Annotated in this window: 30 protein-coding genes; 28 read left to right on the forward strand and 2 right to left on the reverse strand. The window is 32.8% G+C overall.

The genetic code is table 11. The annotated features are described in order from the left end of the window. The first annotated feature begins 71 nt into the window (after nucleotides 1–71). The 8 genes from FVE77_RS00565 (at nucleotide 72) to FVE77_RS00600 (ending at nucleotide 6882) form a co-directional block, all read left to right on the forward strand. Complete coding sequence (locus FVE77_RS00565; RefSeq protein ID WP_232052936.1) at nucleotides 72–623, forward strand: amino acid ABC transporter permease; 552 nt, start codon at nucleotides 72–74, stop codon at nucleotides 621–623. Between the two features lies 1 nt (nucleotide 624). Then, nucleotides 625–1383, forward strand: coding sequence for an amino acid ABC transporter ATP-binding protein (locus tag FVE77_RS00570; RefSeq protein WP_026745429.1), 759 nt, complete (start codon nucleotides 625–627; stop codon nucleotides 1381–1383). A 182-nt stretch (nucleotides 1384–1565) separates the two neighbouring features. Continuing rightward, nucleotides 1566–2225, forward strand: a complete 660-nt coding sequence (locus tag FVE77_RS00575) for an amino acid ABC transporter permease (protein WP_026745428.1) — start codon at nucleotides 1566–1568, stop codon at nucleotides 2223–2225. Beyond that, the gene (locus tag FVE77_RS00580) at nucleotides 2206–2883 is read left to right on the forward strand and encodes an amino acid ABC transporter permease (protein WP_026745427.1); all 678 of its coding nucleotides are present in this window, start codon (nucleotides 2206–2208) and stop codon (nucleotides 2881–2883) included. The genes FVE77_RS00575 and FVE77_RS00580 overlap by 20 nt, the downstream gene beginning before the upstream one ends. Before the next feature lie 27 nt (nucleotides 2884–2910). Next, nucleotides 2911–3693, forward strand: coding sequence for an amino acid ABC transporter ATP-binding protein (locus FVE77_RS00585; RefSeq protein WP_006805538.1), 783 nt, complete (start codon nucleotides 2911–2913; stop codon nucleotides 3691–3693). Nucleotides 3694–3799: 106 nt separating this feature from the next. Beyond that, the gene (locus FVE77_RS00590) at nucleotides 3800–5023 is read left to right on the forward strand and encodes a dicarboxylate/amino acid:cation symporter (RefSeq protein WP_232052937.1); all 1224 of its coding nucleotides are present in this window, start codon (nucleotides 3800–3802) and stop codon (nucleotides 5021–5023) included. 25 nt (nucleotides 5024–5048) lie between these two features. After that, nucleotides 5049–5996, forward strand: a complete 948-nt coding sequence (locus FVE77_RS00595; RefSeq protein ID WP_026745426.1) for an ATP-grasp domain-containing protein — start codon at nucleotides 5049–5051, stop codon at nucleotides 5994–5996. Nucleotides 5997–6033: 37 nt separating this feature from the next. Beyond that, nucleotides 6034–6882 carry a cysteine ABC transporter substrate-binding protein gene (locus tag FVE77_RS00600; RefSeq protein ID WP_026745425.1) on the forward strand — a complete coding sequence of 283 codons (849 nt, stop codon included), beginning with the start codon at nucleotides 6034–6036 and terminating at the stop codon, nucleotides 6880–6882. Nucleotides 6883–6965: 83 nt separating this feature from the next. Here FVE77_RS00600 and FVE77_RS00605 read toward each other — a convergent pair whose 3' ends face one another. After that, the gene (locus FVE77_RS00605; protein ID WP_006805542.1) at nucleotides 6966–7676 is read right to left on the reverse strand and encodes a hypothetical protein; all 711 of its coding nucleotides are present in this window, start codon (nucleotides 7674–7676) and stop codon (nucleotides 6966–6968) included. 483 nt (nucleotides 7677–8159) lie between these two features. On the opposite strand from FVE77_RS00605, the gene FVE77_RS00610 reads away from it, so the two are divergent. The 7 genes from FVE77_RS00610 (at nucleotide 8160) to FVE77_RS00640 (ending at nucleotide 13348) form a co-directional block, all read left to right on the forward strand. Continuing rightward, nucleotides 8160–9137, forward strand: coding sequence for a type I phosphomannose isomerase catalytic subunit (locus FVE77_RS00610; protein WP_026745424.1), 978 nt, complete (start codon nucleotides 8160–8162; stop codon nucleotides 9135–9137). Nucleotides 9138–9520: 383 nt separating this feature from the next. Beyond that, a complete protein-coding gene (locus tag FVE77_RS00615) occupies nucleotides 9521–10060 on the forward strand; it encodes an FxLYD domain-containing protein (protein ID WP_006805545.1) in 540 nt (179 codons plus the stop codon). Between the two features lie 15 nt (nucleotides 10061–10075). Further along, nucleotides 10076–10750, forward strand: coding sequence for a 5'-methylthioadenosine/adenosylhomocysteine nucleosidase (locus tag FVE77_RS00620; RefSeq protein WP_026745423.1), 675 nt, complete (start codon nucleotides 10076–10078; stop codon nucleotides 10748–10750). Between the two features lie 86 nt (nucleotides 10751–10836). Next, nucleotides 10837–11706 (forward strand): SPOR domain-containing protein, encoded by an 870-nt coding sequence (locus FVE77_RS00625; protein ID WP_026745422.1) that lies wholly within the window; start codon nucleotides 10837–10839, stop codon nucleotides 11704–11706. Nucleotides 11707–11752: 46 nt separating this feature from the next. Continuing rightward, nucleotides 11753–12769, forward strand: coding sequence for a DHH family phosphoesterase (locus tag FVE77_RS00630; protein ID WP_026745421.1), 1017 nt, complete (start codon nucleotides 11753–11755; stop codon nucleotides 12767–12769). A 55-nt stretch (nucleotides 12770–12824) separates the two neighbouring features. After that, nucleotides 12825–13046, forward strand: coding sequence for a hypothetical protein (locus FVE77_RS00635; protein ID WP_026745420.1), 222 nt, complete (start codon nucleotides 12825–12827; stop codon nucleotides 13044–13046). Continuing rightward, nucleotides 13046–13348: a hypothetical protein gene (locus FVE77_RS00640; protein ID WP_006805551.1), complete on the forward strand. Its 303-nt coding sequence runs from the start codon at nucleotides 13046–13048 to the stop codon at nucleotides 13346–13348. Before FVE77_RS00635 ends, FVE77_RS00640 begins: the two co-directional genes overlap by 1 nt. A gap of 59 nt (nucleotides 13349–13407) precedes the next feature. Here FVE77_RS00640 and FVE77_RS00645 read toward each other — a convergent pair whose 3' ends face one another. Then, the gene (locus FVE77_RS00645) at nucleotides 13408–14340 is read right to left on the reverse strand and encodes a TetR/AcrR family transcriptional regulator (protein WP_026745419.1); all 933 of its coding nucleotides are present in this window, start codon (nucleotides 14338–14340) and stop codon (nucleotides 13408–13410) included. A gap of 101 nt (nucleotides 14341–14441) precedes the next feature. Between FVE77_RS00645 and FVE77_RS00650 the strand changes: the two genes are divergently transcribed. The 13 genes from FVE77_RS00650 to FVE77_RS12790 all read left to right on the forward strand — a co-directional run bounded on the left by FVE77_RS00650 (nucleotide 14442) and on the right by FVE77_RS12790 (nucleotide 24659). Further along, nucleotides 14442–15638, forward strand: coding sequence for a MalY/PatB family protein (locus FVE77_RS00650; protein ID WP_026745418.1), 1197 nt, complete (start codon nucleotides 14442–14444; stop codon nucleotides 15636–15638). A 277-nt stretch (nucleotides 15639–15915) separates the two neighbouring features. Then, nucleotides 15916–16419, forward strand: coding sequence for a peptide-methionine (S)-S-oxide reductase MsrA (gene msrA, locus FVE77_RS00655; protein WP_006805555.1), 504 nt, complete (start codon nucleotides 15916–15918; stop codon nucleotides 16417–16419). A gap of 153 nt (nucleotides 16420–16572) precedes the next feature. Then, nucleotides 16573–17634, forward strand: coding sequence for an L-ascorbate 6-phosphate lactonase (gene ulaG / locus FVE77_RS00660; RefSeq protein ID WP_026745417.1), 1062 nt, complete (start codon nucleotides 16573–16575; stop codon nucleotides 17632–17634). 82 nt (nucleotides 17635–17716) lie between these two features. Next, a complete protein-coding gene (locus FVE77_RS00665) occupies nucleotides 17717–19240 on the forward strand; it encodes a PTS ascorbate transporter subunit IIC (RefSeq protein ID WP_026745416.1) in 1524 nt (507 codons plus the stop codon). 39 nt (nucleotides 19241–19279) lie between these two features. Then, the gene (locus FVE77_RS00670) at nucleotides 19280–19561 is read left to right on the forward strand and encodes a PTS sugar transporter subunit IIB (RefSeq protein WP_021746590.1); all 282 of its coding nucleotides are present in this window, start codon (nucleotides 19280–19282) and stop codon (nucleotides 19559–19561) included. Nucleotides 19562–19587: 26 nt separating this feature from the next. After that, nucleotides 19588–20037, forward strand: coding sequence for a PTS sugar transporter subunit IIA (locus FVE77_RS00675; protein WP_026745415.1), 450 nt, complete (start codon nucleotides 19588–19590; stop codon nucleotides 20035–20037). A 100-nt stretch (nucleotides 20038–20137) separates the two neighbouring features. Beyond that, entirely contained in the window at nucleotides 20138–20797 is a 660-nt protein-coding gene (locus FVE77_RS00680) for a 3-keto-L-gulonate-6-phosphate decarboxylase UlaD (protein ID WP_026745414.1), read from the forward strand. 9 nt (nucleotides 20798–20806) lie between these two features. Continuing rightward, a complete protein-coding gene (locus FVE77_RS00685; protein ID WP_026745413.1) occupies nucleotides 20807–21682 on the forward strand; it encodes an L-ribulose-5-phosphate 3-epimerase in 876 nt (291 codons plus the stop codon). Beyond that, complete coding sequence (gene araD / locus FVE77_RS00690; protein WP_026745412.1) at nucleotides 21682–22383, forward strand: L-ribulose-5-phosphate 4-epimerase; 702 nt, start codon at nucleotides 21682–21684, stop codon at nucleotides 22381–22383. Before FVE77_RS00685 ends, araD begins: the two co-directional genes overlap by 1 nt. 100 nt (nucleotides 22384–22483) lie before the next feature. Further along, a complete protein-coding gene (locus tag FVE77_RS00695) occupies nucleotides 22484–22888 on the forward strand; it encodes a helix-turn-helix domain-containing protein (RefSeq protein WP_026745411.1) in 405 nt (134 codons plus the stop codon). Nucleotides 22889–22966: 78 nt separating this feature from the next. Further along, on the forward strand, nucleotides 22967–23785 hold the full coding sequence (locus FVE77_RS00700) for a transketolase (protein WP_026745410.1): 819 nt from the start codon (nucleotides 22967–22969) through the stop codon (nucleotides 23783–23785). Nucleotides 23786–23978: 193 nt separating this feature from the next. Continuing rightward, on the forward strand, nucleotides 23979–24470 hold the full coding sequence (locus FVE77_RS12785) for a hypothetical protein (protein ID WP_026745409.1): 492 nt from the start codon (nucleotides 23979–23981) through the stop codon (nucleotides 24468–24470). A gap of 9 nt (nucleotides 24471–24479) precedes the next feature. Then, nucleotides 24480–24659, forward strand: coding sequence for a hypothetical protein (locus FVE77_RS12790; RefSeq protein ID WP_026745408.1), 180 nt, complete (start codon nucleotides 24480–24482; stop codon nucleotides 24657–24659). The last annotated feature ends 51 nt before the right edge of the window (nucleotides 24660–24710 follow it).

Genomic DNA, 24710 nt, shown 5'->3' on the forward strand with positions numbered 1-24710 from the left:
TTAAATTGTCAAGAAAATCTTATAGATACAAATAAAATGCTAGTACTTGGATAAAATGAGATAAAATTCCTGTGCTGACAAGGCTTGCTGCAATTTATGTGTCCTTTATAAGAGGGACACCTCTTTTAGTTCAGATTTACCTTGCCTATTATGGATTGCCTAAAATATTAGATTATATACATTTAAAGTATGGATTTAATATAGATGTGAATAATATTCCTGCGATTATATTTGTTTATGTGGCATTTATTTTAAATGTATCAGGTTATCTGTCGGAAACATTCAGGGCGGCAATTCAGTCTGTGGATAAAGGGCAAGTTGAAGCTGCATTGTCTATTGGAATGACAAAATGGCAGGCAATGAGAAGAATTGTACTTCCGCAGGCGATTATAATAACTTTTCCTAATTTTGGAAATACTTTTATAAGTTTGATAAAGGATTCCTCACTTGCTTTTTCAGTTTCAATTGTGGAAATGATTGGAAAGGCAAAAATAATTTCAGCTTCAGGACTGGATATTTTTGAAGCATATATCGTAGTTTCAGGAATTTACTGGGTTGTTTGTATAATTGTGGAAAAAGTAATGGGAATTGTGGAAAAGAAATTGAGAGTAGGTGGACTGTAAAATGATAAAGGTTGAAAATCTAAAATTGTCTTTTGGAAAAAATGAAGTTTTGAAAGGAATAAACTTTAAAATAGAAAAAGGACAGGTAATAAGCATCATAGGACCGAGTGGATCTGGAAAATCAACATTTTTACGAAGCCTTAATTTTCTTGAAACAGCTTCATCGGGAACAATAACTTTTGGAAACGAAACATTTGACTTGAGTAAAATAAATAAAAAAGATATAAACAGGCTTAGAAAAAATACGACAATGGTTTTTCAGAATTATAATTTATTCAAAAACAAAACTGCTTTGGAAAATGTAATTGAAGGTCTTTTGATTGTAAAAAAAATGAATAAGAACGAAGTAACGGAAATTGGATTGAAAATGCTTGAAAAAGTAGGGTTAAAAGATAAAGCCGAATTTTACCCAAATCAGCTTTCTGGAGGGCAGCAGCAAAGAGTGGGAATCGCAAGGGCGGCTGCGATGAGTCCAGAGGTAATTTTGCTTGATGAGCCAACTTCGGCACTTGATCCTGAACTTATTGGAGAAGTTCTGAAAGTTATAAAAGATATGGTAAAAGAAAATATGACAATGATAATTGTTACCCATGAAATGCAGTTTGCAAGAGAAGTATCCGATTATATAGTATTTATGGATGGTGGAACAATTATAGAAGAAGGGAAGCCTGAAGAAATTTTTGTCAATTCTCAAAATAAAAGGTTACAAAATTTTTTGAAAAGGTATTCTGAAAATGAAGCTGATATTTATTCAATATAGCAAGAAAAAATCCTCTAAATAAAAACATTTGGAGGTTTTTTTATTGTTTTTAAGAAAATATATGTATATACAAAAATAAATCTTTACAAATAAAATTTTTTGTAGTATAATATTTTCATATACAAATATAAGAGATAAAAAAGTAAAATATACAACAACATTCTTAGAAAGGAAAGATAAAAATGGACTTTAATTTTATAATAGAAAATATTCCTAAATATTTAGAAGCAATGAAATTGACCGTGTTTATAGGAATTTTTGGAATTGTATTTTCAATATTGATTGGGATAGTTTGTGCATTGGTGCTTTATTACAGAGTTCCAGTTGCTAGGCAGATTGTGGGAATTTATATTGAGCTTTCGAGAAATACTCCGCTTGTAATACAGCTGTTCTTTCTGTATTTTGGGCTTCCCAAAATTGGAATTACATTTAATTCGCATATCTGTGCTGTGATTGGATTATCTTTCCTTGGTGGAAGTTACATGTGTGAGGCATTTCGGAGCGGATTGGAGTCAGTTACGAAAGGGCAGCGGGAATCTGGATTAAGTATTGGACTTACAGAATCACAGCTTATAACTAACGTAATATTGCCACAGGCATTTACGGTTTCGTTTCCAGCGATAGCGGCAAATATAATATTTCTTTTGAAAGAAACTTCAGTAATAGGGATTTTGGCTTTAATGGAACTGATGTATCTGACACGGGATTTGATAGGGCTTTATTATAAAACGAATGAAAGTCTGTTTATGCTTGTTGCAGCATATTTGATTATTATTTTGCCAGTTTCGTTTATTTTAACAGTAATTGAAAGGAGAATAAGATATGCAACTGTCGGGAATTGATGTTATTTTTAAAGGAGTCAATTTGCAAAGGCTTATGGGTGGGCTTATTGTAACGGGACAAATTGCTTTTGTTTCCATAGTATTTTCAATATTGTTCGGATTAATTCTAGGAATAGTTATGACTTCAAAAAATAAGATTATTTATGGAATATTGAAGCTTTATCTGGAAAGTATGAGAATCATTCCCTTGCTTGTGTGGCTATTCATAATTTATTTTGGAGTTGCAAAAGGCTTTGATTTGCATATTGATTCAGAAACTACGACAATAATAGTGTTTGTGATATGGGGAACGGCTGAAATGATGGATATTGTGAGGGGAGCTATTATTTCTCTTCCAAAAATTCAAGGAGAAAGTGCAAAGGCTTTGGGGCTTGATACAATTCAGGTTTATAGATATGTGCTGCTTCCGCAGGCAGTAAGAAGAATTGCACCTGCGGCGGTAAACCTTATAACAAGAATGATTAAGACAACTTCACTTGCGATTTTTATAGAAGTTGCAGAAGTTCTAAAAATAGGACGGCAAATTATAGAGTTTTCAAGCAGGAAAAATCCGATGGCACCATTTTGGGTGTATCTGTTCATATTTTTTCTATACTTCATAATTTGTTACCCAATTACGTTATTATCAAAAAAAATGGAGAAAAAATGGGCTGTTTAAAAAATAAAGGAAACGGAGGTAAGCAAAATGGCAGATTCGGAAGTTTTATTGGAACTTTCTGATATAAAAAAAGAATATAAAAAAGGCATACCTGCACTAAAAGGAGTTTCGCTTTCAGTAAATAAAAGCGAAGTTGTAGTAATATTAGGGCCTTCTGGATGTGGAAAAAGTACACTTTTAAGGTGTGTAAACGGACTTGAAGAAATTCAGTCTGGAGAAATAAAATTACAAGGAAATGTTATCAATAAAGACAAGACAAAATGGCACTTAATACGCCAGAGAATAGGAATGGTATTTCAAAGTTATGAATTATTTGACCACATGACAGTTATGCAAAATCTTCTGTTAGGACCGCTTAAAGTACAGAAAAGGGATAAAAAGGAAGTTACGGAACAAGCAGAAAAATTGCTCGAAAGAGTAGGACTTCTGGATAAAAAGAACTCATATCCAAGAGAACTGTCAGGAGGACAAAAACAAAGAATAGCAATTATAAGATCGCTATGTATGAATCCAGAAATAATGCTGTTTGATGAAGTTACAGCGGCACTTGATCCTGAAATGGTAAGGGAAGTGCTGGATGTAATGCTGGAACTGGCAAAGGAAGGAATGACAATGATAATCGTTACTCATGAAATGGAATTTGCTAAAGCAGTTGCGGATAGGATAGTATTTATGGATTCTGGAGAAATCGTTGAAACAAATTATCCGCTGGAATTTTTTAGAAATCCAAAAACTGAAAGGGCTAAGAAATTCTTAAATATATTTAATTTTGAAAAGAAAGATAAGGTGGAATCAGCTTTGCTGATATAAATAAAAAATTTAGTAAAACAATTTAGTGAATGCTAATTGTTGAAGGGAGAATGAAAGCATGAAAAAATTATTAGGATTTAGAAAATTGAATTTATTGGCATAGATATTGATTGGTGCGTTATTAGGGATTTTGGTCGGGCAGTTATTTCCGTCGTTTGCGAAAGAGTTAAAAATACTGGGAGTGCTGTTTACCAGTTTAGTTCAGATGGTTATTGTGCCGCTTGTATTCCCGCTGGTTGTTTTATCAATAGTTACAATGAAAAATACTAAAAAGTTTGGAAATCTTGCGTTTAAGACATTTTTACATTTTTTCTCAATTACAACGTTAGTAATCACGCTTAGCCTTATTTTAGGGAAAGTAACAGGAATTGGTGCAAATATAAAAGCTGGAAGCATTTCCACAGAAGCTATTAAAGATGTTGCTTCTAACATTAATTTGAGCGATTTCTTAACATCAATTGTACCTAAAAATGTATTTGCAGCATTTGCAGATGGAAATCTTCTACCGGTTATATTTTTTGCGGTATTTTTGGGAATTGCCTTAATTGCTGTTGGAGATGACAATAAACCTGTTATAACATTCTTTGAATCTTGGATAAAGGCTATGTATAAGATTGTAGATTATGCCATTGCATTTGCACCTGTGGGAGTGTTTGGACTGATTGCAAGCAATGTGGCTAAAACTGGGCTTGGAGATTTGTACTTGCTAGGACAGTTTGTACTGCTTCTTTATGTTGGATACTTGGCAGCTCTATTAGTCGTATTTCCGATTATTGCATACATATTCAAAGTTCCTTATTTAAAATTATTATCAAATATTAAGGATCTGGTACTGATAGCCTTTACAACAGGAGGTTCTGCAGTAGTTTTACCGACACTTCTTGAACGTAGTGAAGAAAACGGAATATCTGAATCAGTTTCAGCTTTTGCTACACCGCTTGGATATTCATTTAATCTTATTGGAGCCTGCATTTATATAAGTTTATCAGTAACATTTATAACAAACTTGTACTCAACTCCGCTTACATGGGGTCAATTAATACCGTTAATATTGTTTTTGACAATAATTACAAAAGGAATTGCAGCAGTTCCATCTGGAGCATTGGTTGTACTGCTTGCGACTGCAACACAGCTTAATTTACCTGCAGAAGGCATTGCCCTGATTGTATCAGTTGACTTTTTGGCAAATGCTGGACGTACAGCGGTAAATGTAGTTGGAAACACGCTTGTTCCTGCGATTATTGAAAAAACTGCAGAATACGAAGTTGTGGAAACAGAGGAAGTATATGCTGGACTTCGAGAAAATACGGCTGTAGCTAATAAACTTTAAAAATAAAAATAGAAAGGATGAAAATATGTCAAAAGTATATATAATTCATGAAAATATGGATTGGACAAGGCATCTGACTGCAAGGCTGGATGAATTGTCAGTTCCTTATGAAGAACTGGATTTATCAGAAGGAATATTAAATATAGGAAAAGAGCCTGAAAAAGGCGTGTATTATAACAGAATGAGCGCTTCTTCACATACAAGAGGGCATAGATATGCACCAGAATTAACGGAGCAAGTCTTAACATGGCTGGAAAACAAAGGAACAGAAGCAGTTCGTGTAATTAATGGGACATCTGCTATAAATCTTGAAGTGAGTAAATTGAAACAATACATCTTACTGCAAAAGGCAGGGATAAATACTCCAAAAACATTGGGAGCTGTGGGAAAAGAGCAAATCTTAAATGCCGCAAAGGAACTTGACACATATCCTTTTATCATAAAGCACAACAGAGCTGGAAAAGGTCTTGGGGTAAGACTTATAAGAAGTTATGAAGAACTTGGCAATTATGTAAATGGAAATGATTTTGAAGATTCTGTTGATGGAATAAGTTTGATTCAGGAATATGTGAAGCCTGTGGATGGACATATCATAAGAGCTGAATTTATAGGTGGAAAATATCTCTATGCCGTAAAAGTTGACTCAAGCGATGGATTTGAACTATGTCCAGCAGATTCGTGCCAGATAAATGATAAATTCTGTCCTGTAGGAGAAGAAGCGGCAGAAAAATCAAAATTTAGAATTATTGAAAGATTGCCAGAAAATCAAATTGAAAAATATGAAAAATTTTTGAAAGAAAACCACATAGATGTGGCGGCAATAGAGTTTATCATAAATGAAAACAACGAAGTTTTTGTTTATGACATAAATACAAATACCAACTACAATGCCGACGCCGAAAAAATAGCTGGAAAATATGCTATGTTGGAACTAGCTAAATATTTAAAAAATGAATTGGAAAAATTAGGATAAGAAATAACAAAAATATTAAATAAACTTGGAGGTAATTATGAAAAAGAATTTTGAAAGGTTTGTAAAAATTATTGCAATCTTAGTTTTAGGAGTATTTGCAATAAGCTGTGGAAAAGGTGGAAAAGGAAGCGCTGAACCAGGATCAATTGAGGCAATAAAAAAAGCAGGAAAAATAAGAATAGGAGTATTTGGAGATAAGCCGCCATTTGGATTTGTTGATGAAAACGGACAGAATCAAGGATATGATATTTATTTGGCAAAAAGACTTGCGAAAGATTTATTAGGAGACGAAAATAAAATAGAATTTATCACATTGGAAGCTGCAAACAGAGTGGAATATTTATTATCAAATAAAGTTGACATTATTCTAGCAAACTTTACAGTAACAGACGAAAGAAAACAAAAAGTTGATTTTGCAAAACCTTATATGAAAGTGTCATTAGGAATCGTTTCGCCAGAAGGCGCTCCAATAAAAGATGTGAAGGAGCTGAAAGGTAAAAAATTAATAGTCAACAAAGGAACAACAGCAGAAATTTACTTTACTAAAAATCATCCAGATATAGAATTATTGAAATACGATCAAAACACAGAGACATTTAACGCATTATTAGATAAAAGGGGAGCTGCACTTGCACACGATAATACTCTAGTATTCGCATGGGCAACAGAAAATCCAGGATTTGTTGTGGATATTAAACAGCTGGGGGAACAGGACTACATTGCTCCAGCTGTAAGAAAAGGGAACAAGGAACTGTTAGACTGGCTAAATACTGAAATAGATGCTCTTACTAAGGAAGGATTCTTTGAAAAAGCATATAAAGCAACTCTTGAGCCTGTTTACGGAAATAAAGTTGATCCAAAAACAGTAATTATCGAAAATAAATAGACTAATTAAATAATAAATTTATAAAAATAAAAAAGTAAACTGCTTCAGAAAATATTGAGGCAGTTTTATTTATGTTAAAATATTTAATCTTGAGGAATAAGTCCCAAAGATTTTTCAATTTTTATTGTTCTGTCAACATCTTTTTTGTAAGTAATACCTAACTTGTAGTAATGATTTTCTTTCATTTTTAAAAAACTCCATCCGTATTCTTTTTTCTCAATTACTAGATACTGTCCTTTATCATTGGATAAAGTTGCCTTTATTTTAGGCTCTTCTATATTAGCTGTCCTCTTGTAATCCCACAAAATCTCAAAATAATTTGTAGAGTCCCAAATCCATTTTTTCACATCTTCTGTATTTTCAAGTTTTTTCCCATTTACATAAAGTTCTTTGCTGTTTGAAATAATTTTCCTAATTTCTTTTAAATCCCTAACATAACTTGGCAACTGAAATATATTTATATTAATTAGAATTATTACAATTAAACAAACTGATACACAGCCCATCTTTAAATAAAAAATTTTCTTTTTTAACTTCTCTTTTCGCAAAGTTTCTTCAAAATTTGAATCTTTTTCATCTTCTTTTTCATAATCATTTACAAAATCCTTTTTTGTTTCCAAATAAAACTTTAAAATTCCAAAAATAATTATTAACCAAATAGATATAATATTTTTATTAATTTTCAAAAATCCTATTATAATCGGAATAATCACATATATTAAGCTATTCATCAAAATAAATAGTCGTCTTTTTCTCTTTTCTTTTTCAATTTTCTGCTCATCGTAAACATACATATTTTTTAACCTCTTAACATTAAAAATCGCCTTTTAAACATTTTACAATATTAACAAAATTTTTTCAAATTAATTGATAAAAATTTTTTTTTATGGTATAATTATTTTGTAAAAAGCAATCATGTGTATATTAAAAATTTGACGACAGAAGCCAGTTTGATTTAAGCTGGCTTTTTGTATTATAATTTGATATAATTATTTGGGTTTTCGTCAAAAACCTTAATATACCATGATTGGGGGTGAAACTGTCATGGAGCGTGATATAATTTATATCATAATTCAAATTATAGTTGTCTACTATTTTTTAAGTAGAGGATAACACCCCAAAAATGAAAAAATACTTTTCCCCTGCAGATATTATTTGCAGGTTTTTTTGCAAAATTTTTTCATTATGTTGTTGTAAAATTTGATTCAAAATGTTATCATGAAATAAAGAAATTATTGAAAATTAATTCTATAAATTAAATAAAGGAGAGAGTTCTTATGTTATATCCAATGAAGTTTAAAAAATTTTTTGTCGAAAAAGTGTGGGGCGGACGTGAATTTGAAACAAAGCTAGGAATGAAACTGCCTGAAGGCAAGAAAATTGGAGAGTCCTGGGAAGTGTCGGCACATCCTCATGGAATGGATATTGTAGAAAATGGTGCTTTGGCTGGACAAAGACTGGATGATATTTACAAGGAATATAAAGAAGAACTTGCTGGAAAAAAGGTTTATGAAAAATATCCTAACAAATTTCCACTTCTTATAAAATATCTGGATGTAAATGATAGACTTTCTATTCAAGTGCATCCAAGCGATGAAGTTGCCTTAAAAAAACACAATGAATTTGGAAAAAGCGAATCTTGGTATATAATGGAGGCAAGTGATGATGCAACTTTAATTATGGGAATGAAGCCTGGTATCACAAAAGAAAAATTCTTGGAAAAAGTAGAAAAAAATGATTTTGATGGATTATTTGAAGAAAAAACTGTTAAAAAAGGTGATTTTATTGATATTACACCGGGGACAGTTCACGCCTCATTAAAAGGAAGCGTACTTTTTGCAGAAGTTCAGCAAAACTCAGATGTAACTTATAGAATTTATGATTTTGACAGAATTGATAAAAATGGGAAAAAAAGAGAACTGCACTTACAGGATTCTGCTGATGTAATTGATTTTGGAAAAGAAGTGGAAATTAAAAATACTGATTTTGATGATTCTGAAAATGGGAAAGATATTTTGAGAAAACATATTATAAAAAAAGAATATTACTCAATTGATAAATTAAAATTTTCTGATTCTTTTGAAGATGTGAACAATGAAAGCATGACAATTTATTCAATATTGGAAGGAGAAGGAAAAATTGTATGGGGAGAAAACGAAGAGCTTTCAATTAAAAAAGGAGAAACAGTTTTAATCCCTGTTGGAATTAATATAAAAACTATTGGAAGCTTTGAAATTTTAAGGACTGTAATTTAAGTAGATGAAGGCAAGAATTCTAGTTTACTTTTTAGGTAAAATTGGATGATTTGCCTTGTTTTTTTAGTTGGAATATGATATTCTAATGTTATACTAATATTGTTTTATAGTTAAATAATATATAATATCTTGAAATATATATATTGGATTTTGACTTCAGTATATTTTAGTTAATAATTGTTTTTCCATTTATATTTTTTTACTAAACAGCTTGTTTATTAAATTAAAAATGCTTGGACGAGCCGGGATTGCAAAGAGATGGAGATTGTTTCCCTTTGCTCTAAAAAAAGAAAAGGCATAAGAGATATAAGAAAAATATTTGTTAATAAGAAATTTATAAAGTTTTTGAAAAATAATAATTGAAAGAATAGGAATTAAGAAAAGTGAAAAAAAGGATTTTATTAATTGGAATAATGCTTGGAATTTCATCTTGCGGAATTGTTGGCGGTGTTGGAAGTGTCGTCGGAGGAACTATAAAAGCTGCAGGTGGAATTACTGGAGCGGTTATCGGGACAACTGGTAAATTGATAGGAGGTATTATTGGTGGAAAAGATGGAGAAATAAAGGCCAAAAATACAAAATACAAATTTGCAAATGCAGAAGTGGAAATAACTGGAGGAAAAACTATTGTTACAGGAATTTTGACTCATAATGGAGTAACTAAGAGAAATTTGACAATAGAAATTCCATGTTTTGATGAAAATGGAGCAAAAATTGGAGATGCTGTTGACAACATAAGTTCGCTTGGAAAAAATGAAAAATGGGAATTTCAGGCAGTTCTTAATACAAATGAAACGAAAACTTGTAAACTTAAAGATACGTATATTTATGAAGGAAATATAAATACAACTATTGAAAATAAAGATAGTAATACGGAAAATGTTAATAATGAAAACACTAATAATATTGAAAATGAAAAATAAAAATCGGAGGAAATAATGATAGGAATTATTGGAGCAGTAATTGAAGAGGCTGAAGCAATCAAAAAGGAAATTAAAGATATTAATGAAAATATAATAAACGGAATATCGTTTTTTACTGGAAAATTTAATGATAAAGAGGTTGTTTTTGTGCAATCTGGAATTGGGAAGGTAAATGCCGCAATTACAGCAACTTTACTAATTGAAAAATTTGGTGTAAGTGAAGTAATTTTTTCAGGAGTAGCTGGATCGCTGGATGAAAGGCTGAAAGTTGGAGATGTTGTTATTGGGCGGGACATTGTTCAGCACGATGTTGATGCTACAGCCTTTGGCTATAAAATGGGACAAATCCCTCAAATGAAGGAATGGGCATTTGAATCAGATAAAAATCTAATTGAAAAAACTGGAAATATAACGAATTTTGAGCATCAGATTTTGCTTGGAAGAATTCTGACTGGAGATCAGTTTGTAAGTAAAAAAGATGTGAAAATTCAACTTGGAAAAGATTTTGAAGCGCTTTGCGTGGATATGGAAAGTGGAGCTGTGGCTCAAGTCTGTACAAGGTTAGGTGTAAAATTTTTGATAATCCGTTCGATTTCAGATTCAATTACAGACGAATCTGATATGGAATATGAAACTTTTGTGAAACTGGCGGCGGAAAATTCTAAAAAAATATTAAAACAAGTTATTTAACGAAATAGTTATAATTATTGGACAATTAGCTAATAAACAAAAGATTTTTTCAGCAAAAATAAAATAGGGAAAAGAAGGGAGAAAAAATGAGTTTTCGATTAAATCCATTTAAAGTAATGAGAGCAGTTGGAATTGTTGCAATTATTGCTTATGGCGTGGTACTTGCAACAGGCTACAAGAAATCAAAGGTAATTACGACAGAAAGCATTACAAAGGAAATGAAGATTCGAAATAAGGACTTTTACAATTCCAAGGACTATAAAAATAATCTGACTTTGCCAAATCAGGTTATTGAAAATAATAATGAAACGGCTGTAAAGGAGCTTGAACAGGCAAAAAGTGCACAGCCGGTCAATTTACAGCAAAATACTGAAACAACTGGCCAAACTCCTGAAACATCCAATCAGAGTGCCTCACAGCAGCCGAAAATGAATGTGAAGGCTACGGATGATGCCAAGAAGAAACAAAGCCAGGCAAAGCAGGAAGCTAAAAAATTGGAGCAGAAAAAACAGGAAGAGGCTAGACTTGCTGAGCAAAAACGACAGGAAGAAGCAAGGGCAGAAGCGCGTCAGGCTGAAATAAGAAAACAGCATCAGGAAGCGGCTAAAAAGGAACAGGCAAAAGCAGAAGCGGCAAAACAGCATGCCAAGGAAGAGGCCGCAAAAAGAGCAAAAGAGGAAGCGGCAAGAAAAGCCAGGGAAGATGCCAAGAAAAATCAGGCAAAAGGCGGATCTAAAAAGTACATTCAGGTAGCTTCGGTAACTTCGGAATCTTCAGCAAGAGAAATAGCTAAAAAGCTAGGCGGAAATTTCTACTACAAAAAGACTTCAGTGAATGGAAGAACAGTCTATGTAGTAATGTCAAATATGACAGACAATCCAAATACTTTGAAAACAATGGAAAATCAGGCTAAAAAAGCTGGCAGCGGCTATATGATACGTTCTGTCGGAAAATAATAGTCAAAATTATAAAATTTTAAGAATGGGAACAAAATAAAGAATTATGAATAAAAATTACAGAGGAAATATTCTTCCAAAAGAAATCGTAAATGAAGTAAAATTGTCTAAAAGCATTATTTTAACAGCACATATTAATCCAGATGGAGATGCTCTTGGCTCACTTTTGGCATTTTATTTTATGATAGACGAATATTGTAAAAAAAATAATATGGAAAAAATGATAAAGATTGTGGTCGATGATAAACTGCCTAAATATATGAGACATTTTGAAGATACAGGACTTATCTGGGATTATGAAAAATTTTGTGAAAAATTTAAAAAAAATTTTCAGAATAATGAAAAATTTGACTTGTTTATAAGTTTGGACTGTGCAAATCAGGAAAGATATGAAAGAGCTGCAGAAATCAAAAAATTGAGTAAAAAATCAATAAATATTGATCATCATGTCAGCAATACTGAACATGCGGATTTTAACTATGTAGAAGATATTTGCAGTACAGGAGAGCTTTTATATCAGTTTTTGAAGATTTTTGACATTGAACTGACAAAGAAAATTGCTGAATATATGTATCTTGGAATAATTAATGATACTGGAAACTTTAGGCATGATAACGTCACGTCGCATACTTTTCTCGTATGTTCAAAATTAATTGAGGCAGGTATGAATAATCACAAAATTGCTAATATTATTTTTGCAGTGAGTGAAAAACAAGTTGATTTTATTGGTGAAGTTTATAAAAATAAAAAAGTTGATGAAAAATATAAATTTGTCAGCTATTATCTGACGCAAGAAAAAATGAAAGAACTAGGCATTGAAAAGGATGATACAAACAGTACATCAGAAATGCTTTTAAAAATCGAAGGGATGGAGATTTCGCTTTTTGTACGGGAACAGGAAGACGGTTTGTTAAAAGGAAGTTTTCGAGCAAATGATAAGTACAATGTAAATAAGATAGCTTCAATTTTTGGCGGCGGTGGACACATAAAAGCTGCTGGATTCAAGACAGATTTATCTTTTGAGGAAATTTTGGAAAAAACTTATGAGGAATTGGGAAAATAATTCTATTAATTCGACATTAAGAAGGATTGGAATCTGATATGGAAAGGGGAATTTTATGTTTGAAACTTTTAATATGTTCAATTATTTGAAAATGAAGGGACTTTCAAATACTGAACTTGCAAATAATTTTCAAAGCATTGAAAAAGCTAACCAGAATATTAATGAAATTTTAGGTAGCAATCCAAACGCTGTTTTACGAAAAATAAAATATACATATTCAGATAAGGAAAAAAAACATTTACAATTTGATATTAAAATAGAGGTAGTGAATAATTAGTGGAAAAGAGAATACAAAAAATAATAATAATTTTATGTTTTGGAATGATAATAAGCTGTTCATCTGTTGGAAAACGGATTGTACCGGATTCGGAAGTTGTGTCAAGGGACACTGTTGTCAGTAACAGCATTGCAGAAGTAAAGGAAAAATTTAATGAGGCAATAGGAACTCAGCACGTTGGATTGTATAAAAAAGGCTTCAGGAACTGGAAAGTTATTTTGTATGGGGTACAGGCATATTATCAGGTAATTGTGACAGAGGATGGTAAAATTGTTTCAAGTGAAAGGCTTGAATACAAATAGAATAAAAAAATAAAAAGGGAGCTTTAACATTCTCCCTGAATTTTTAATTTAAATTTCTGTTAATCATCTTCAGCCTTATTTCTGGAATTCTCCAAATCGTCAAAAACATTAATAAGGCTGTCAGAATCAATATCATAATACATGCTGTCGTTATAGAAGTCATCAGTCTTGAAATTTTCAGTATTTTCAATTTCGTTAACTTCTTCATTCTGAATATTTTCCTCTTCGGCGGCATTATCTGAAATACTTTGGGAAATATCAATATTGTGAGCTTCTTCGAGAGCGGCGCCGTCTATTTCCCCACCTGCAACTTCATTTTCTATGGAATCAGGAATATTGATTGTTACATTGTCGGAAGTCTTTTTTTCATTTTCTGGAATCGCTTCTTCAAGTTCTGGATGCTCAACAGTATCGCCGTTAAGCTGAAAAAGGCTGTCAAAAAATACAAAGAAGTCATTGATTGCCGAGCTTTCCTTCTCAGTTTTCAACATAAGAATAGTTCCTTCCAGCAGAGCTATTAAAAGTCTTGCTGTCGTTTCAGGAACAATATTGTCATATTTTTCAGGAAAGGCATATTTTAAAGTTGTTATAAAAAAAGAAAACCTCAGTTCTATTTTTTTATAGGACTTTACAAGCTCTTCACGTATATTGTTTTTTAAATCAGCTAGCTCTAAAGCCAAATTTCCAAGCGGGCTTCCACCGTGAAACTTGTTATTTACAATATTTTCAAAATATTTTTCAAAAAAATAGTGAAATTTGTGGATTGACAAGTCATCTACATTTCCGTTAAAGAAATTTATAAGATTTTCAGTATGGTATTTTATAACCGCAATAAGCAGTTCCTCCTTGCTGGAAAAAAACTTGTAAAAAATATCGTTAGGCATTTCGCAAGCCTTGAAAATATCGGTTAATTCGGTGTTTTTATAACCTTTATAATAAAAAAGCTTTGCACTTTGCTGTATTATAAAATTTTTATTATATTCTTTAGTCATTTAAATTTACCTCTTTATAGTATTTTAAGTATATTTTATAATTTAATTCGAGGATTGTCAACTAAATTAATTAAAAAACATAAATAAAAGGATGTGATTTTATGAAATACAATTTTGATGAAATTATTGACAGAAAAAACAATCATTCTGTGAAATATAAGGAACTTATGAGAAAATTTGGCGTAGATGATGTAATTCCGCTTTGGATTGCAGATATGGATTTCAGGACAGCACAGCCTATAATTGACGCTCTTGAAAAAAAAGTTCAGCATGGGATTTTTGGTTATGTGTACCGTCCCGATGAATATTTTGAGTCATTTATAAATTGGCAGAAACGAAGATTTGGGTGGGAGCCAAAAAAGGAACTGCTTAGTTTTAGTATTGGAATTGTACCGAGTCTTGGGGCATTAGTGCAGCTTTTTTCTGAAAAAGGTGACAAGATATTGATTCAGACACCTGTTTATTCAGAATTTTATGATATTAACGAAGATAATGGAAGAGTTGTCATTGAAAACAGGTTTATTGAAAAAAATGGAGAATACTCGCTTGATTTGGAAGATCTGGAAAATAAATTAAAGGAAAATCCAAAATTGTTTATTTTGTGCAATCCCCACAATCCGCTCGGACACGTATGGACTCGTGATGAACTGGAAGCAATTGGAAATTTATGCGTAAAACATAAAGTTCCTGTGATTTCCGATGAAATTCATGCTGACCTGACATTGTGGGACAATAAGCATATTCCAATGGCAAGCATTTCAGAAGAGATCAGACAAAATACAATAACTTGCACTTCTACTGGAAAAGCCTTTAATCTTGCAGGACTTCAAAGCGCAACAATTGTTTTTAACAATCTGGAAGTAAAGGCAAAATTTGACAAATTCTGGAAAAATCTGGAAGTTCACAGAAACAATCCTTTTAATTTAGTTGCCACAATTGCCGCGTACTCTGATGGCGGGGAAGACTATGTGAGGCAATTAAAAGAGTATCTTGAAAACAATATTTTATTTTTAAGCAATTTTTTCAAGGAATATATTCCAGAAATTATGCCAAATATTCCACAGGCAACATATCTGGTATGGCTGGACTGCCGAAAATTATGTAAAAAATTTGGATTTAATCAGGAACAGCTGGAAAAATTCATGCTCACAAAAGCAAAATTAGGATTGAATGAGGGGCGTGTTTATCAGAAGGGGCTGGAAGGATTTATGAGATTAAATGCCGCTTGTCCGAGAGCGGTTCTGGAAAAGGCTGTGAATCAGTTAAAAGAGGCTATTTCAGAAGAAAAGGGAGAATAAAGAATAAAGTTGCAGTTCGATATTGTTTATACGAAAACTTACAAAAAAATAATATAATTAAAAGATATTATTAAATAATTTCTATTTATCAGCTTGTATAATGAAAATACGTGGTTACAACAGCATAAAAAAAGATTAAATTGCTTGAAATATAACTTGAGCCCCTTCAAAATAGAACTGATAAACCAAATAATCTTGGAGTCTGGGTAGAACAATCATAATTTTTGAGTTCGGTTTTAAAGTGATTTTTACTATGAATTAGAGGAGGTGCAACTTTATGGAAAATATTAAGGAAATTTATTTTGCTGGAGGCTGTTTCTGGGGAGTGGAAAAATTTTTTAAGATGGCTCCGGGCGTTGTTGGAACGACAGTGGGATATGCCAACGGGCAGACTCTTGATACAAGCTATGAAATTCTAAAAATGACAGATCATGCAGAAACAGTGCATATAAAATATGACAATGACATAATTTCCTTAAATAAACTTCTGGACTATTACTTTTCGATAATCGATCCTACAAGTATTAACAGGCAGGGCCTTGATGAAGGTCGTCAATACCGAACTGGAATTTATTATGTCGACAAGAAGGAACTGGAAACAATAAGATCAAAAGTGGACAGCGAACAGAATAAATATTCGAGAGAAATTCAAGTGGAAGTAAGACCATTAAAGCATTATATTCTAGCTGAAGACTATCATCAGGACTATCTTGACAAGAATCCTGACGGCTATTGCCACATTGATTTGGAAAGTGCAGTAAAAATTTTTGGAAAAAAATAAAATTAACGTGTCAAGTCGGGAAAACCCGGCTTTTTTTGTTTGAAAAAATTTTTAAGAATATCTATTGACTTTGAAAAAAAGTAGGGTATACTATTGTTAGCAAATAGAAAACATTATATACAATTTAATAACATTTTTTAGGAGGGACAAATTATGTCAAAAGTAGATGAAATCACAAGAGAATCTTGGATTTTGGGAACATTTCCTGAATGGGGAACTTGGTTAAATGAGGAAATAGCTGAAACAGTGGTAAAACCAAATACTGTAGCAATGTGGTGGCTTGGAAACATGGGGCTTTGGATTAAAACAGAAGGAAATGCCAATATTGCAATGGATATCTGGGTAGCAACAGGTAAAAGAAGTCAAAAAAATAAATTAATGAAACCTAAGCATCAGCATCAAAGAGCAGTTGGATGTGTAGCTTTGCAGCCTAATTTAAGACTTACTCCTTGCGTTATAGATCCTTTTGCGATAGAAGGACTGGATGCATTGCTTGCAACACATTCTCACAGTGATCATATAGATGTAAATGTTGCGGCGGCAGTTGTAAAAAATTGCCCGGAAGCAAAATTCGTAGGACCAAAAACATGTATCGAAATTTGGAGAAAATGGGGAGTACCTGAAGACAGACTTGTACAAATGAAACCAGGAGATGAAATTACAATAAAAGATGCAAAAATAAAAGCATTAGAATCATTTGACAGAACTATGCTTTTAACAGTTGCTGAAGATGTAACATTAAAAGGAAATTTACCGCCCGATATGGATGAAATGGCAGTAAATTATCTGGTTGAGACAACAGGTGGAAATATTTACAATGCAGGAGATTCGCACCATTCAAACTATTTTGTAAAACATGGAGACGAAAATAAAGTAGATGTGGCATTTGTAGGATATGGGGATAATCCAAGAGGGATGACAGATAAATTGACTTCTTCAGATGTGTTAAGAGTGGCAGAAGAATTAAGGACGCAAGTAGTTGTTCCGTTACACCACGATATATGGTCTAATTTTATGGCTGATCCGAAAGAAATCACTTTATTGTGGAATTACAGAAAAGACAGAATGAAGTATGAATTTAAGCCATATATATGGCAGCCTGGAGGGAAATTTGTATTCCCTGATAACAAAGATGATATGGAATATATGTACAGAAGAGGATTTGAAGATGCATTTTCAATAGAACCTGATTTGCCATTCAAATCATTCTTATAGAAATGTTGAAACTTTATTTAAAAATAAATTTAAAGTATTTAAGCAATAAAACTATTTTAAGAAAGCACAAAGGAGAAAAGTAATGAATTTTTTTATGGGAATTGGAACATGGTTCGGACAGAATATTTTGACTAAACCAGAATTTTTTGTAGGGTTATTAGTTTTTGCAGGTTACCTGTTCTTAGGAAAAAAAGTATACGAGGCAGTTGGAGGATTTATTAAGGCAACTGTAGGATATATGATATTGAATGTTGGTGCAGGAGGGCTAGTAACAACATTTAGACCAATATTAGCGGCGTTAAAGACTAAATTTGAATTAAATGCGGCAGTTATAGATCCATATTTTGGATTACAGGCTGTAGATGAGGCGATAAAAAATATTATTGAGCAGGATCCGTCCAAATCTAATTTGGCAGCATCTGTTATGATGGCGCTTCTTATAGGATTTGTTATAAATATAATATTAGTGCTATTTAGAAAATTTACTAAAGTGAGAACATTGTTCATAACAGGACATATTATGCAGCAACAGGCTTCTACGGCCTCTTGGATGATATTCTTCCTGTTTCCTCAGTTCCAAAATATAACAGGAGTAGCGTTAATAGGAATTTTTGCAGGAATATACTGGGCAGTTGGATCAAACTTGTCAGTAGAACCAACTCAGAGATTAACAGAAAATGCTGGATTTGCAATAGGGCATCAGCAAATGTTCGCTATATGGGTAGCTGATAAATTAGCGCCAAAAATTGGAAATCCTAAAAAGAAACTGGATGATTTGAAATTGCCTAAATGGTTATCAATGCTTCATGACGATATTATTGCAACAGGACTTATAATGATAGTATTCTTTGGGATAATAATGTGGGTATTAGGACCTGAATTTTTTACTGCAAAATTTGGAAAATGTGTGATTGAAAATGGTGTACAAACTTGTCCAGTTATAAATCCTCATGGAGTTGCGGCAGGGGCATTTGATCCTAAAAAACTTTCGTTTGGTACTTACATTGTTTCAACAACATTATTGTTTGCAGTATATTTAACAATTTTGAAAACAGGAGTTAGAATGTTCGTATCAGAATTGACAGTATCATTCCAAGGTATTTCGAATAAAATATTGCCTGGATCATTACCTGCAGTAGACTGTGCGGCTTCTTATGGATTTGGATCGCCAAGTGCGGTATTATTTGGATTTTTAATAGGAACAATCGCTCAATTTATTTCAATAGCAGGACTATTAATATTCAAATCGCCTGTATTTATTATAACAGGATTCGTTCCAGTGTTCTTTGATAATGCAACTATTGCCGTGTACGCTGATAAACGTGGAGGAGCTAGAGCCGCATTTATATTGTCAGCTCTGTCAGGAGTATTGCAAGTATTATGCGGAGCTGTAGCTGTAGCGTTATTCCAGTTAAAAGGTGGATGGCACGGAAATATCGACCAAAGTACGGTGTGGCTTGGACAAGGATTTATAATGAAATATTTAGGAATAATAGGATATGTACTGGTAATTGCCGCAATGCTTATAATTCCTCAAATTCAATATGCTAAGTCTAAAAATAAAGAGCAGTATTATGAAGGAACTGTAGATTTGGAAGAAAATTAGAAATTTTGATAAAAAAATAAAAAGAAAGAAGTGATAATAATGATTAAAGTACTAGCAGTCTGCGGAAGCGGAATGGGAACAAGCATGATTATGAAGTTAAAAGTTGGAAAAGTATTACAAAAATTAGGAGTACAGGCTGATGTGAATTCATGCAGTCTAGGAGAAGCTAAATCAGGACTTTCAAATTATGATTTAGTTCTTGCTTCAACTCATATCGCATCTGAATTAAAAGGTGGACCAAACACAAAAATAATAGGGCTTTTAAACTTACTTGATGAAAAAGAGCTTGAAAGTAAATTGACAGAAGCTGGAATAGCTTAAAAAATAGAAGTTGAGAGGAGATTTTTATGAATTTGCTGGATTCTTTGAAAGAAAATAATTCTGTTGTGTTACAGCAGGAGGCAAATAATTGGGAAGAAGCAATAAAAGTATGTATGAAACCTCTTTTGGAACGCAATTCAATAGAGGAAAAATACATAGAAAATATAATAAAAAGAACAAAGGAGTTAGGTCCTTTCTACATTTTGGCTCCAGGATTGGCAATGCCACATGAACGTCCTGAAATGGGAGTTAATAAAAATTCTTTCAGTCTTGTTACTTTGAAAAATCCTGTATTATTTCCAGATGGACAAGAAGTGGATATACTAATCGGACTGGCAGCTGAAAATGATGAAGTCCATGCAGGAGAAGCTATACCTCAGATAGTAATGCTTTTCGATGATGAAGATATTTTTTCAAAAATAAGGGAAGCTAGAGAGCCTCAAGATATTTATAAACTGATAGAAGAAAAAGCATAGTACTAAAAAAACTTTAAATTGCTCAAGCTCCTTTTTAAATAATTTTCTAGGAGTTTGAGTGTATTTAAAAAATGTATGAATATGAAATGGAGGAAAAACTATGGCAAAACCATTATTACAAGTAGCACTTGACCATTCTGACCTAAAAGGCGCGATAAAAGCGGCAGTGTCAGTTGGGGAAGAAGTTGATGTTATAGAAGCTGGAACAGTTTGTCTGTTGCAAGTTGGAAGTGAATTGGTTGAAGTTCTAAGAAATTTATTTCCTGATAAAATAATAGTGGCAGATACAAAATGTGCGGATGCAGGAGGAACGGTTGCTAAAAATAATGCAGTTCGTGGAGCAGACTGGATGACATGTATCTGTTCTGCGACAATCCCTACAATGAAAGCGGCTTTAAAAGCTATAAAGGAAGAGCGTGGGGAACGTGGAGAAATCCAAGTGGAACTGTATGGCGACTGGACTTATGAACAAGCTCAGCTTTGGCTAGATGCAGGAATTAATCAGGCTATTTACCACCAAAGCAGGGATGCCTTGCTGGCTGGAGAAACTTGGGGAGAAAAGGACTTGAATAAAGTTAAAAAATTAATTGAAATGGGATTCAAGGTCTCTGTAACAGGTGGACTTAATACTGATACATTAAAACTGTTTGAAGGTGTAGATGTGTTTACGTTTATTGCAGGGCGTGGAATTACTGAAGCAGATAATCCTGCGGCTGCTGTAAAGGCTTTTAAAGCAAAAATTGATAAATATTGGAAATAGAGGAAAAGTATGAAAAATTTAAACAAATTAAATTTGGGAATATATGAAAAGGCTCTTCCTAAGGATATTGACTGGGTGGAAAGAATAAAGCTGGTTAAGGAATGCGGATATGATTTTGTTGAAATTTCGATAGATGAAACTGATGAAAGATTGGCAAGATTGGACTGGACTGATGACGAAATAAACAGAATTCATAAGGCATTAATAGATACAGAAGTTAGAATTCCGTCAATGTGCTTTAGCGGACATAGAAGATTTCCTATGGGAAGCATGGATGAAAAGACCAGAGAAAAGGCTATGGAGCTTATGCAAAAGGCAATAATTTTTGCAGATAAAATGGGAATTAGAACGATTCAGATGGCTGGATACGATGTTTATTACGAAGAAGGCAGCGAGCAGACTAAAAAATATTTTACTGAAAATTTGAAAAAGGCAGTAGAATGGGCATCTTCGTACAACGTAACACTATCAATAGAAATTATGGATCACCCATTTATCAATTCTATTACAAAATATATGGAATATGCGGATATAATTAAATCTCCATGGCTAAAGGTTTATCCCGATGTGGGAAATTTGACGGCATGGCCTGAAAATGACACGTTAAAGGAATTGGAACTTGGAATAAAAAATGGAGAAATAACAGGAATCCATTTGAAAGATACTTTAGCAGTAACTGACACTTTTGAAGGGAAATTTAAGGAAGTTCCTTTTGGAGAAGGGTGTGTAGATTTTCCAAAAGTATTTAAAAAATTAAAAGAATTAAATTATAAAGGACCTTTTTTAATAGAAATGTGGACTGAAAAATCAGATAATCCAATTGAGGAAGTAAAAAAGGCAAAGCAATGGATGCTGGATAAAATGAAGGAAGGTGGATTTATCTAATGCTGGAAAAATTAAAGGAGCAAGTATTTAAGGCAAATTTAGAATTGCCAAAAAAAGGGTTGGTATTATTTACTTGGGGAAATGTGAGTGGAATTGACAGAGAAAAAAATCTGATTGTCATAAAACCTAGTGGTGTGGATTATGAAACAATGAAAGTAGAAGATATGGTAGTAGTCGATTTAGACGGAAATGTTGTAGAAGGTGATTTAAATCCTTCGTCAGATACTCCTACACATATTGAGCTTTATAAAAAGTTTTCTTCAATAGGAGGAATAGTTCATACTCATTCAACAAATGCTACAATCTGGGCTCAAAGCGGAAGGGATATTCCAGCATACGGGACAACAAATGCTGATTATTTCTATGGCTCAATACCTTGTACAAGAAAAATGACAAAAGAGGAAATCACAGGAGAATATGAAAAAGAAACAGGAACGGTAATTATAGAAACTTTTGAAAAAAGAAATCTAAATCCACAATATATTCCAGGAGTTCTTGTAAATAGTCACGGACCTTTTACATGGGGAAAAAATCCTGATGAAGCTGTTTATAATTCTGTTGTATTGGAAGAAGTGGCAAAAATGGCAATGTTTACTGAAATGGTAAACAAAGACATCAAACCAATGCAACAGGAATTGCTGGACAAACATTTTTTGAGAAAACACGGGGCTAATGCCTATTACGGACAAAAGAAAAAATAAACCATAAAACTGCATTTATTATACAGTAAGGTTTCAGCAGTTCACAAAATCATAAATTTATGATATTATATTGTGTACAATAAATTAATAAGGTGAAAAAATGGCTGAAAATGACAGTATAAAAACTAACTCCAATCTTGTGGAAGCATTAGGATATTATATAAAAAATAAAAGACTGCAAAAAAAAATAGGACTAAGAGAAATGGCAGAAATGCTAAAAATCAGTCCGGCTTATTTATCTAATCTGGAATCAGGCAAACATAATATGACAAATCCTCTTTTACTCAAAAAAATTGCCAAAATTTTGAAAATAGACCATCTTAAACTATTTAAAATAATAGGCTATACAGATAAAGATATGTCAGATTTGAAGAAAGAGCTGACTAATGAGATAATAGAGGAGTTTTCTGATATAAATATCGGAGAGATAATTAAAAATTTAATGGAGATGAGTTCAGAGAAAATAGAGTTAGTTAAGCAGTATATAGAATTGTTAAACAGGTAGATACTGCTTTTGTAAGAATAAAGAGAGTTTCCAGTTTTATGGACGCTCTCTTTTTAATATTAATCTTAGGAGGTTTTTATGAAAATTGAAGATTTGCAAAAAAAGGCAAAAATATTGAGAAAATACATTATTGAAATGATTTATAGGGCGAAATCAGGGCATCCGGGAGGTTCACTTTCGATTGCTGATATTCTGGCTGTGCTTTACTGGAAAGAAATGAACATTGACCCAAAAAATCCAAAAATGGAAAACAGAGACAGATTAGTTCTTAGTAAGGGGCATGCTGCTCCTGCACTGTATGCGGCTTTGATTGAAAAAGGATTTTTAGGCGATGAAGGGAAGAACCTTATTCCAACACTTAGAAAATGGCACTCTCCGCTTCAAGGGCATCCTGACATGAAAAAACTGGCTGGAGTTGAAATGTCAACAGGCTCGCTTGGGCAAGGACTGTCCGCGGCAAGCGGAATGGCTTTGAGCGCAAAAATTTACAATAACGATTTCAGAGTCTATACAATCTTAGGAGATGGAGAATTGCAGGAAGGTCAAGTTTGGGAAGCGGTTATGACTGCTGCACATTACAAGCTTGACAATTTAGTTGCGATAGTTGACTATAACAACTTGCAGATTGACGGAAAAGTTTCGGATGTAATGGATGTCGCTCCGATTGGAGAAAAATTCAAGGCATTCAAATGGAATGTAATAGAGATTGACGGACACAATTATGAAGAAATCATAAATGCTCTTGATACAGCAAGAACAGTTAAAGGACAGCCGACAGTTATTGTTGCGAACACTGTAAAAGGAAAAGGAGTTTCGTTTATGGAAAATAACGCTGGATTCCACGGGGCTGCTCCAAATGATGAAGAATACAGCAAGGCAATGGAAGAGTTGAGCTAAGATTGAAATTACTAGGCTTGCTCGGAAACTATACGTATTTAAGATTTGATAAAATAAAGGTTCTGAAGCAAGGGGTCTTGACCCCTTGTGTAAATAAAAGAACTCATGTTATCGAACAGGTCTACTGTGTAAACAGGAATTATAAACTTTTAGAAAAGACCAAATATCAATATAAAAATAGGAGAATATGAGAATGGAAAAAAAATCAACTAGAGTGGCTTATGGAGAAGCGTTAGTTAAATTGGGAAAAGTAAATAAAGATGTGGTGGTACTGGAAGCAGACTTGTCAAAATCAACAATGACTGCGTATTTTAAAAAAGAGTTTATAGAAAATCGTGGCGGGATTCATCACAGATTCCAGCGAGGATATAAGAACGTAATAAATGAATCTATAAGACTGAATAACGAAGGGAAGTATTCTCCTCTTGCGATAGAAACGTCTGGACATGCGGCATTTAAAGAAAACTATTTTCTTGATGACGGTGCATACATGGCTGCAAGGCTTCTGATTCAGCTTGTAGAGAGCAGGGAAAAAGGCATTGAATTTACAGATGTTCTAAATGAGCTGTCTGAGCCTACTGAGGAAATAGAAATAAGAATTCCTATAAAAGATAAAGATTTTCGAGCTCGTGGAGAAAAAATCCTGGAAAACTTTAGGGAATATGCTGGAAAAAAAGAAGGTTGAAGCCTAGAAATGCCTAACTACGAAGGTGTAAGAGTAAATGCCGGTCAAAAAAGCTGGTTTTTAATCAGATTGTCACTGCATGAATCACTTTTGTGCGTTAATATAGAAACGGAAAAAGAAGGAATGGGGAATGAGATTTTAGAAGAATTGAAGGATTATTTTAAAAAATATGAAAAAATGGAAATTTAAGAAAAAATAAAAAATAAAAATTTAAAAAAAGGTATTGATAAAATTTATAAA

Source organism: Leptotrichia hofstadii (assembly GCF_007990525.1).
Taxonomy (GTDB): Bacteria; Fusobacteriota; Fusobacteriia; order Fusobacteriales; family Leptotrichiaceae; genus Leptotrichia; species Leptotrichia hofstadii.

Excerpts from the sequence above, each read along its gene's own strand:
- FVE77_RS00570 (WP_026745429.1), top strand. The coding sequence starts at position 625 with ATGATAAAGGTTGAAAATCTAAAATTGTCTTTTGGAAAAAATGAAGTT.
- FVE77_RS00575 (WP_026745428.1), top strand. The coding sequence starts at position 1,566 with ATGGACTTTAATTTTATAATAGAAAATATTCCTAAATATTTAGAAGCA.
- FVE77_RS00580 (WP_026745427.1), top strand. The coding sequence starts at position 2,206 with ATGCAACTGTCGGGAATTGATGTTATTTTTAAAGGAGTCAATTTGCAA.
- FVE77_RS00585 (WP_006805538.1), top strand. The coding sequence starts at position 2,911 with ATGGCAGATTCGGAAGTTTTATTGGAACTTTCTGATATAAAAAAAGAA.
- FVE77_RS00595 (WP_026745426.1), top strand. The coding sequence starts at position 5,049 with ATGTCAAAAGTATATATAATTCATGAAAATATGGATTGGACAAGGCAT.
- FVE77_RS00600 (WP_026745425.1), top strand. The coding sequence starts at position 6,034 with ATGAAAAAGAATTTTGAAAGGTTTGTAAAAATTATTGCAATCTTAGTT.
- FVE77_RS00605 (WP_006805542.1), bottom strand. The coding sequence starts at position 7,676 with ATGTATGTTTACGATGAGCAGAAAATTGAAAAAGAAAAGAGAAAAAGA.
- FVE77_RS00610 (WP_026745424.1), top strand. The coding sequence starts at position 8,160 with ATGTTATATCCAATGAAGTTTAAAAAATTTTTTGTCGAAAAAGTGTGG.
- FVE77_RS00620 (WP_026745423.1), top strand. The coding sequence starts at position 10,076 with ATGATAGGAATTATTGGAGCAGTAATTGAAGAGGCTGAAGCAATCAAA.
- FVE77_RS00625 (WP_026745422.1), top strand. The coding sequence starts at position 10,837 with ATGAGTTTTCGATTAAATCCATTTAAAGTAATGAGAGCAGTTGGAATT.
- FVE77_RS00630 (WP_026745421.1), top strand. The coding sequence starts at position 11,753 with ATGAATAAAAATTACAGAGGAAATATTCTTCCAAAAGAAATCGTAAAT.
- FVE77_RS00635 (WP_026745420.1), top strand. The coding sequence starts at position 12,825 with ATGTTTGAAACTTTTAATATGTTCAATTATTTGAAAATGAAGGGACTT.
- FVE77_RS00645 (WP_026745419.1), bottom strand. The coding sequence starts at position 14,340 with ATGACTAAAGAATATAATAAAAATTTTATAATACAGCAAAGTGCAAAG.
- FVE77_RS00650 (WP_026745418.1), top strand. The coding sequence starts at position 14,442 with ATGAAATACAATTTTGATGAAATTATTGACAGAAAAAACAATCATTCT.
- msrA (WP_006805555.1), top strand. The coding sequence starts at position 15,916 with ATGGAAAATATTAAGGAAATTTATTTTGCTGGAGGCTGTTTCTGGGGA.
- ulaG (WP_026745417.1), top strand. The coding sequence starts at position 16,573 with ATGTCAAAAGTAGATGAAATCACAAGAGAATCTTGGATTTTGGGAACA.
- FVE77_RS00665 (WP_026745416.1), top strand. The coding sequence starts at position 17,717 with ATGAATTTTTTTATGGGAATTGGAACATGGTTCGGACAGAATATTTTG.
- FVE77_RS00670 (WP_021746590.1), top strand. The coding sequence starts at position 19,280 with ATGATTAAAGTACTAGCAGTCTGCGGAAGCGGAATGGGAACAAGCATG.
- FVE77_RS00675 (WP_026745415.1), top strand. The coding sequence starts at position 19,588 with ATGAATTTGCTGGATTCTTTGAAAGAAAATAATTCTGTTGTGTTACAG.
- FVE77_RS00680 (WP_026745414.1), top strand. The coding sequence starts at position 20,138 with ATGGCAAAACCATTATTACAAGTAGCACTTGACCATTCTGACCTAAAA.
- FVE77_RS00685 (WP_026745413.1), top strand. The coding sequence starts at position 20,807 with ATGAAAAATTTAAACAAATTAAATTTGGGAATATATGAAAAGGCTCTT.
- araD (WP_026745412.1), top strand. The coding sequence starts at position 21,682 with ATGCTGGAAAAATTAAAGGAGCAAGTATTTAAGGCAAATTTAGAATTG.
- FVE77_RS00695 (WP_026745411.1), top strand. The coding sequence starts at position 22,484 with ATGGCTGAAAATGACAGTATAAAAACTAACTCCAATCTTGTGGAAGCA.
- FVE77_RS00700 (WP_026745410.1), top strand. The coding sequence starts at position 22,967 with ATGAAAATTGAAGATTTGCAAAAAAAGGCAAAAATATTGAGAAAATAC.
- FVE77_RS12785 (WP_026745409.1), top strand. The coding sequence starts at position 23,979 with ATGGAAAAAAAATCAACTAGAGTGGCTTATGGAGAAGCGTTAGTTAAA.
- FVE77_RS12790 (WP_026745408.1), top strand. The coding sequence starts at position 24,480 with ATGCCTAACTACGAAGGTGTAAGAGTAAATGCCGGTCAAAAAAGCTGG.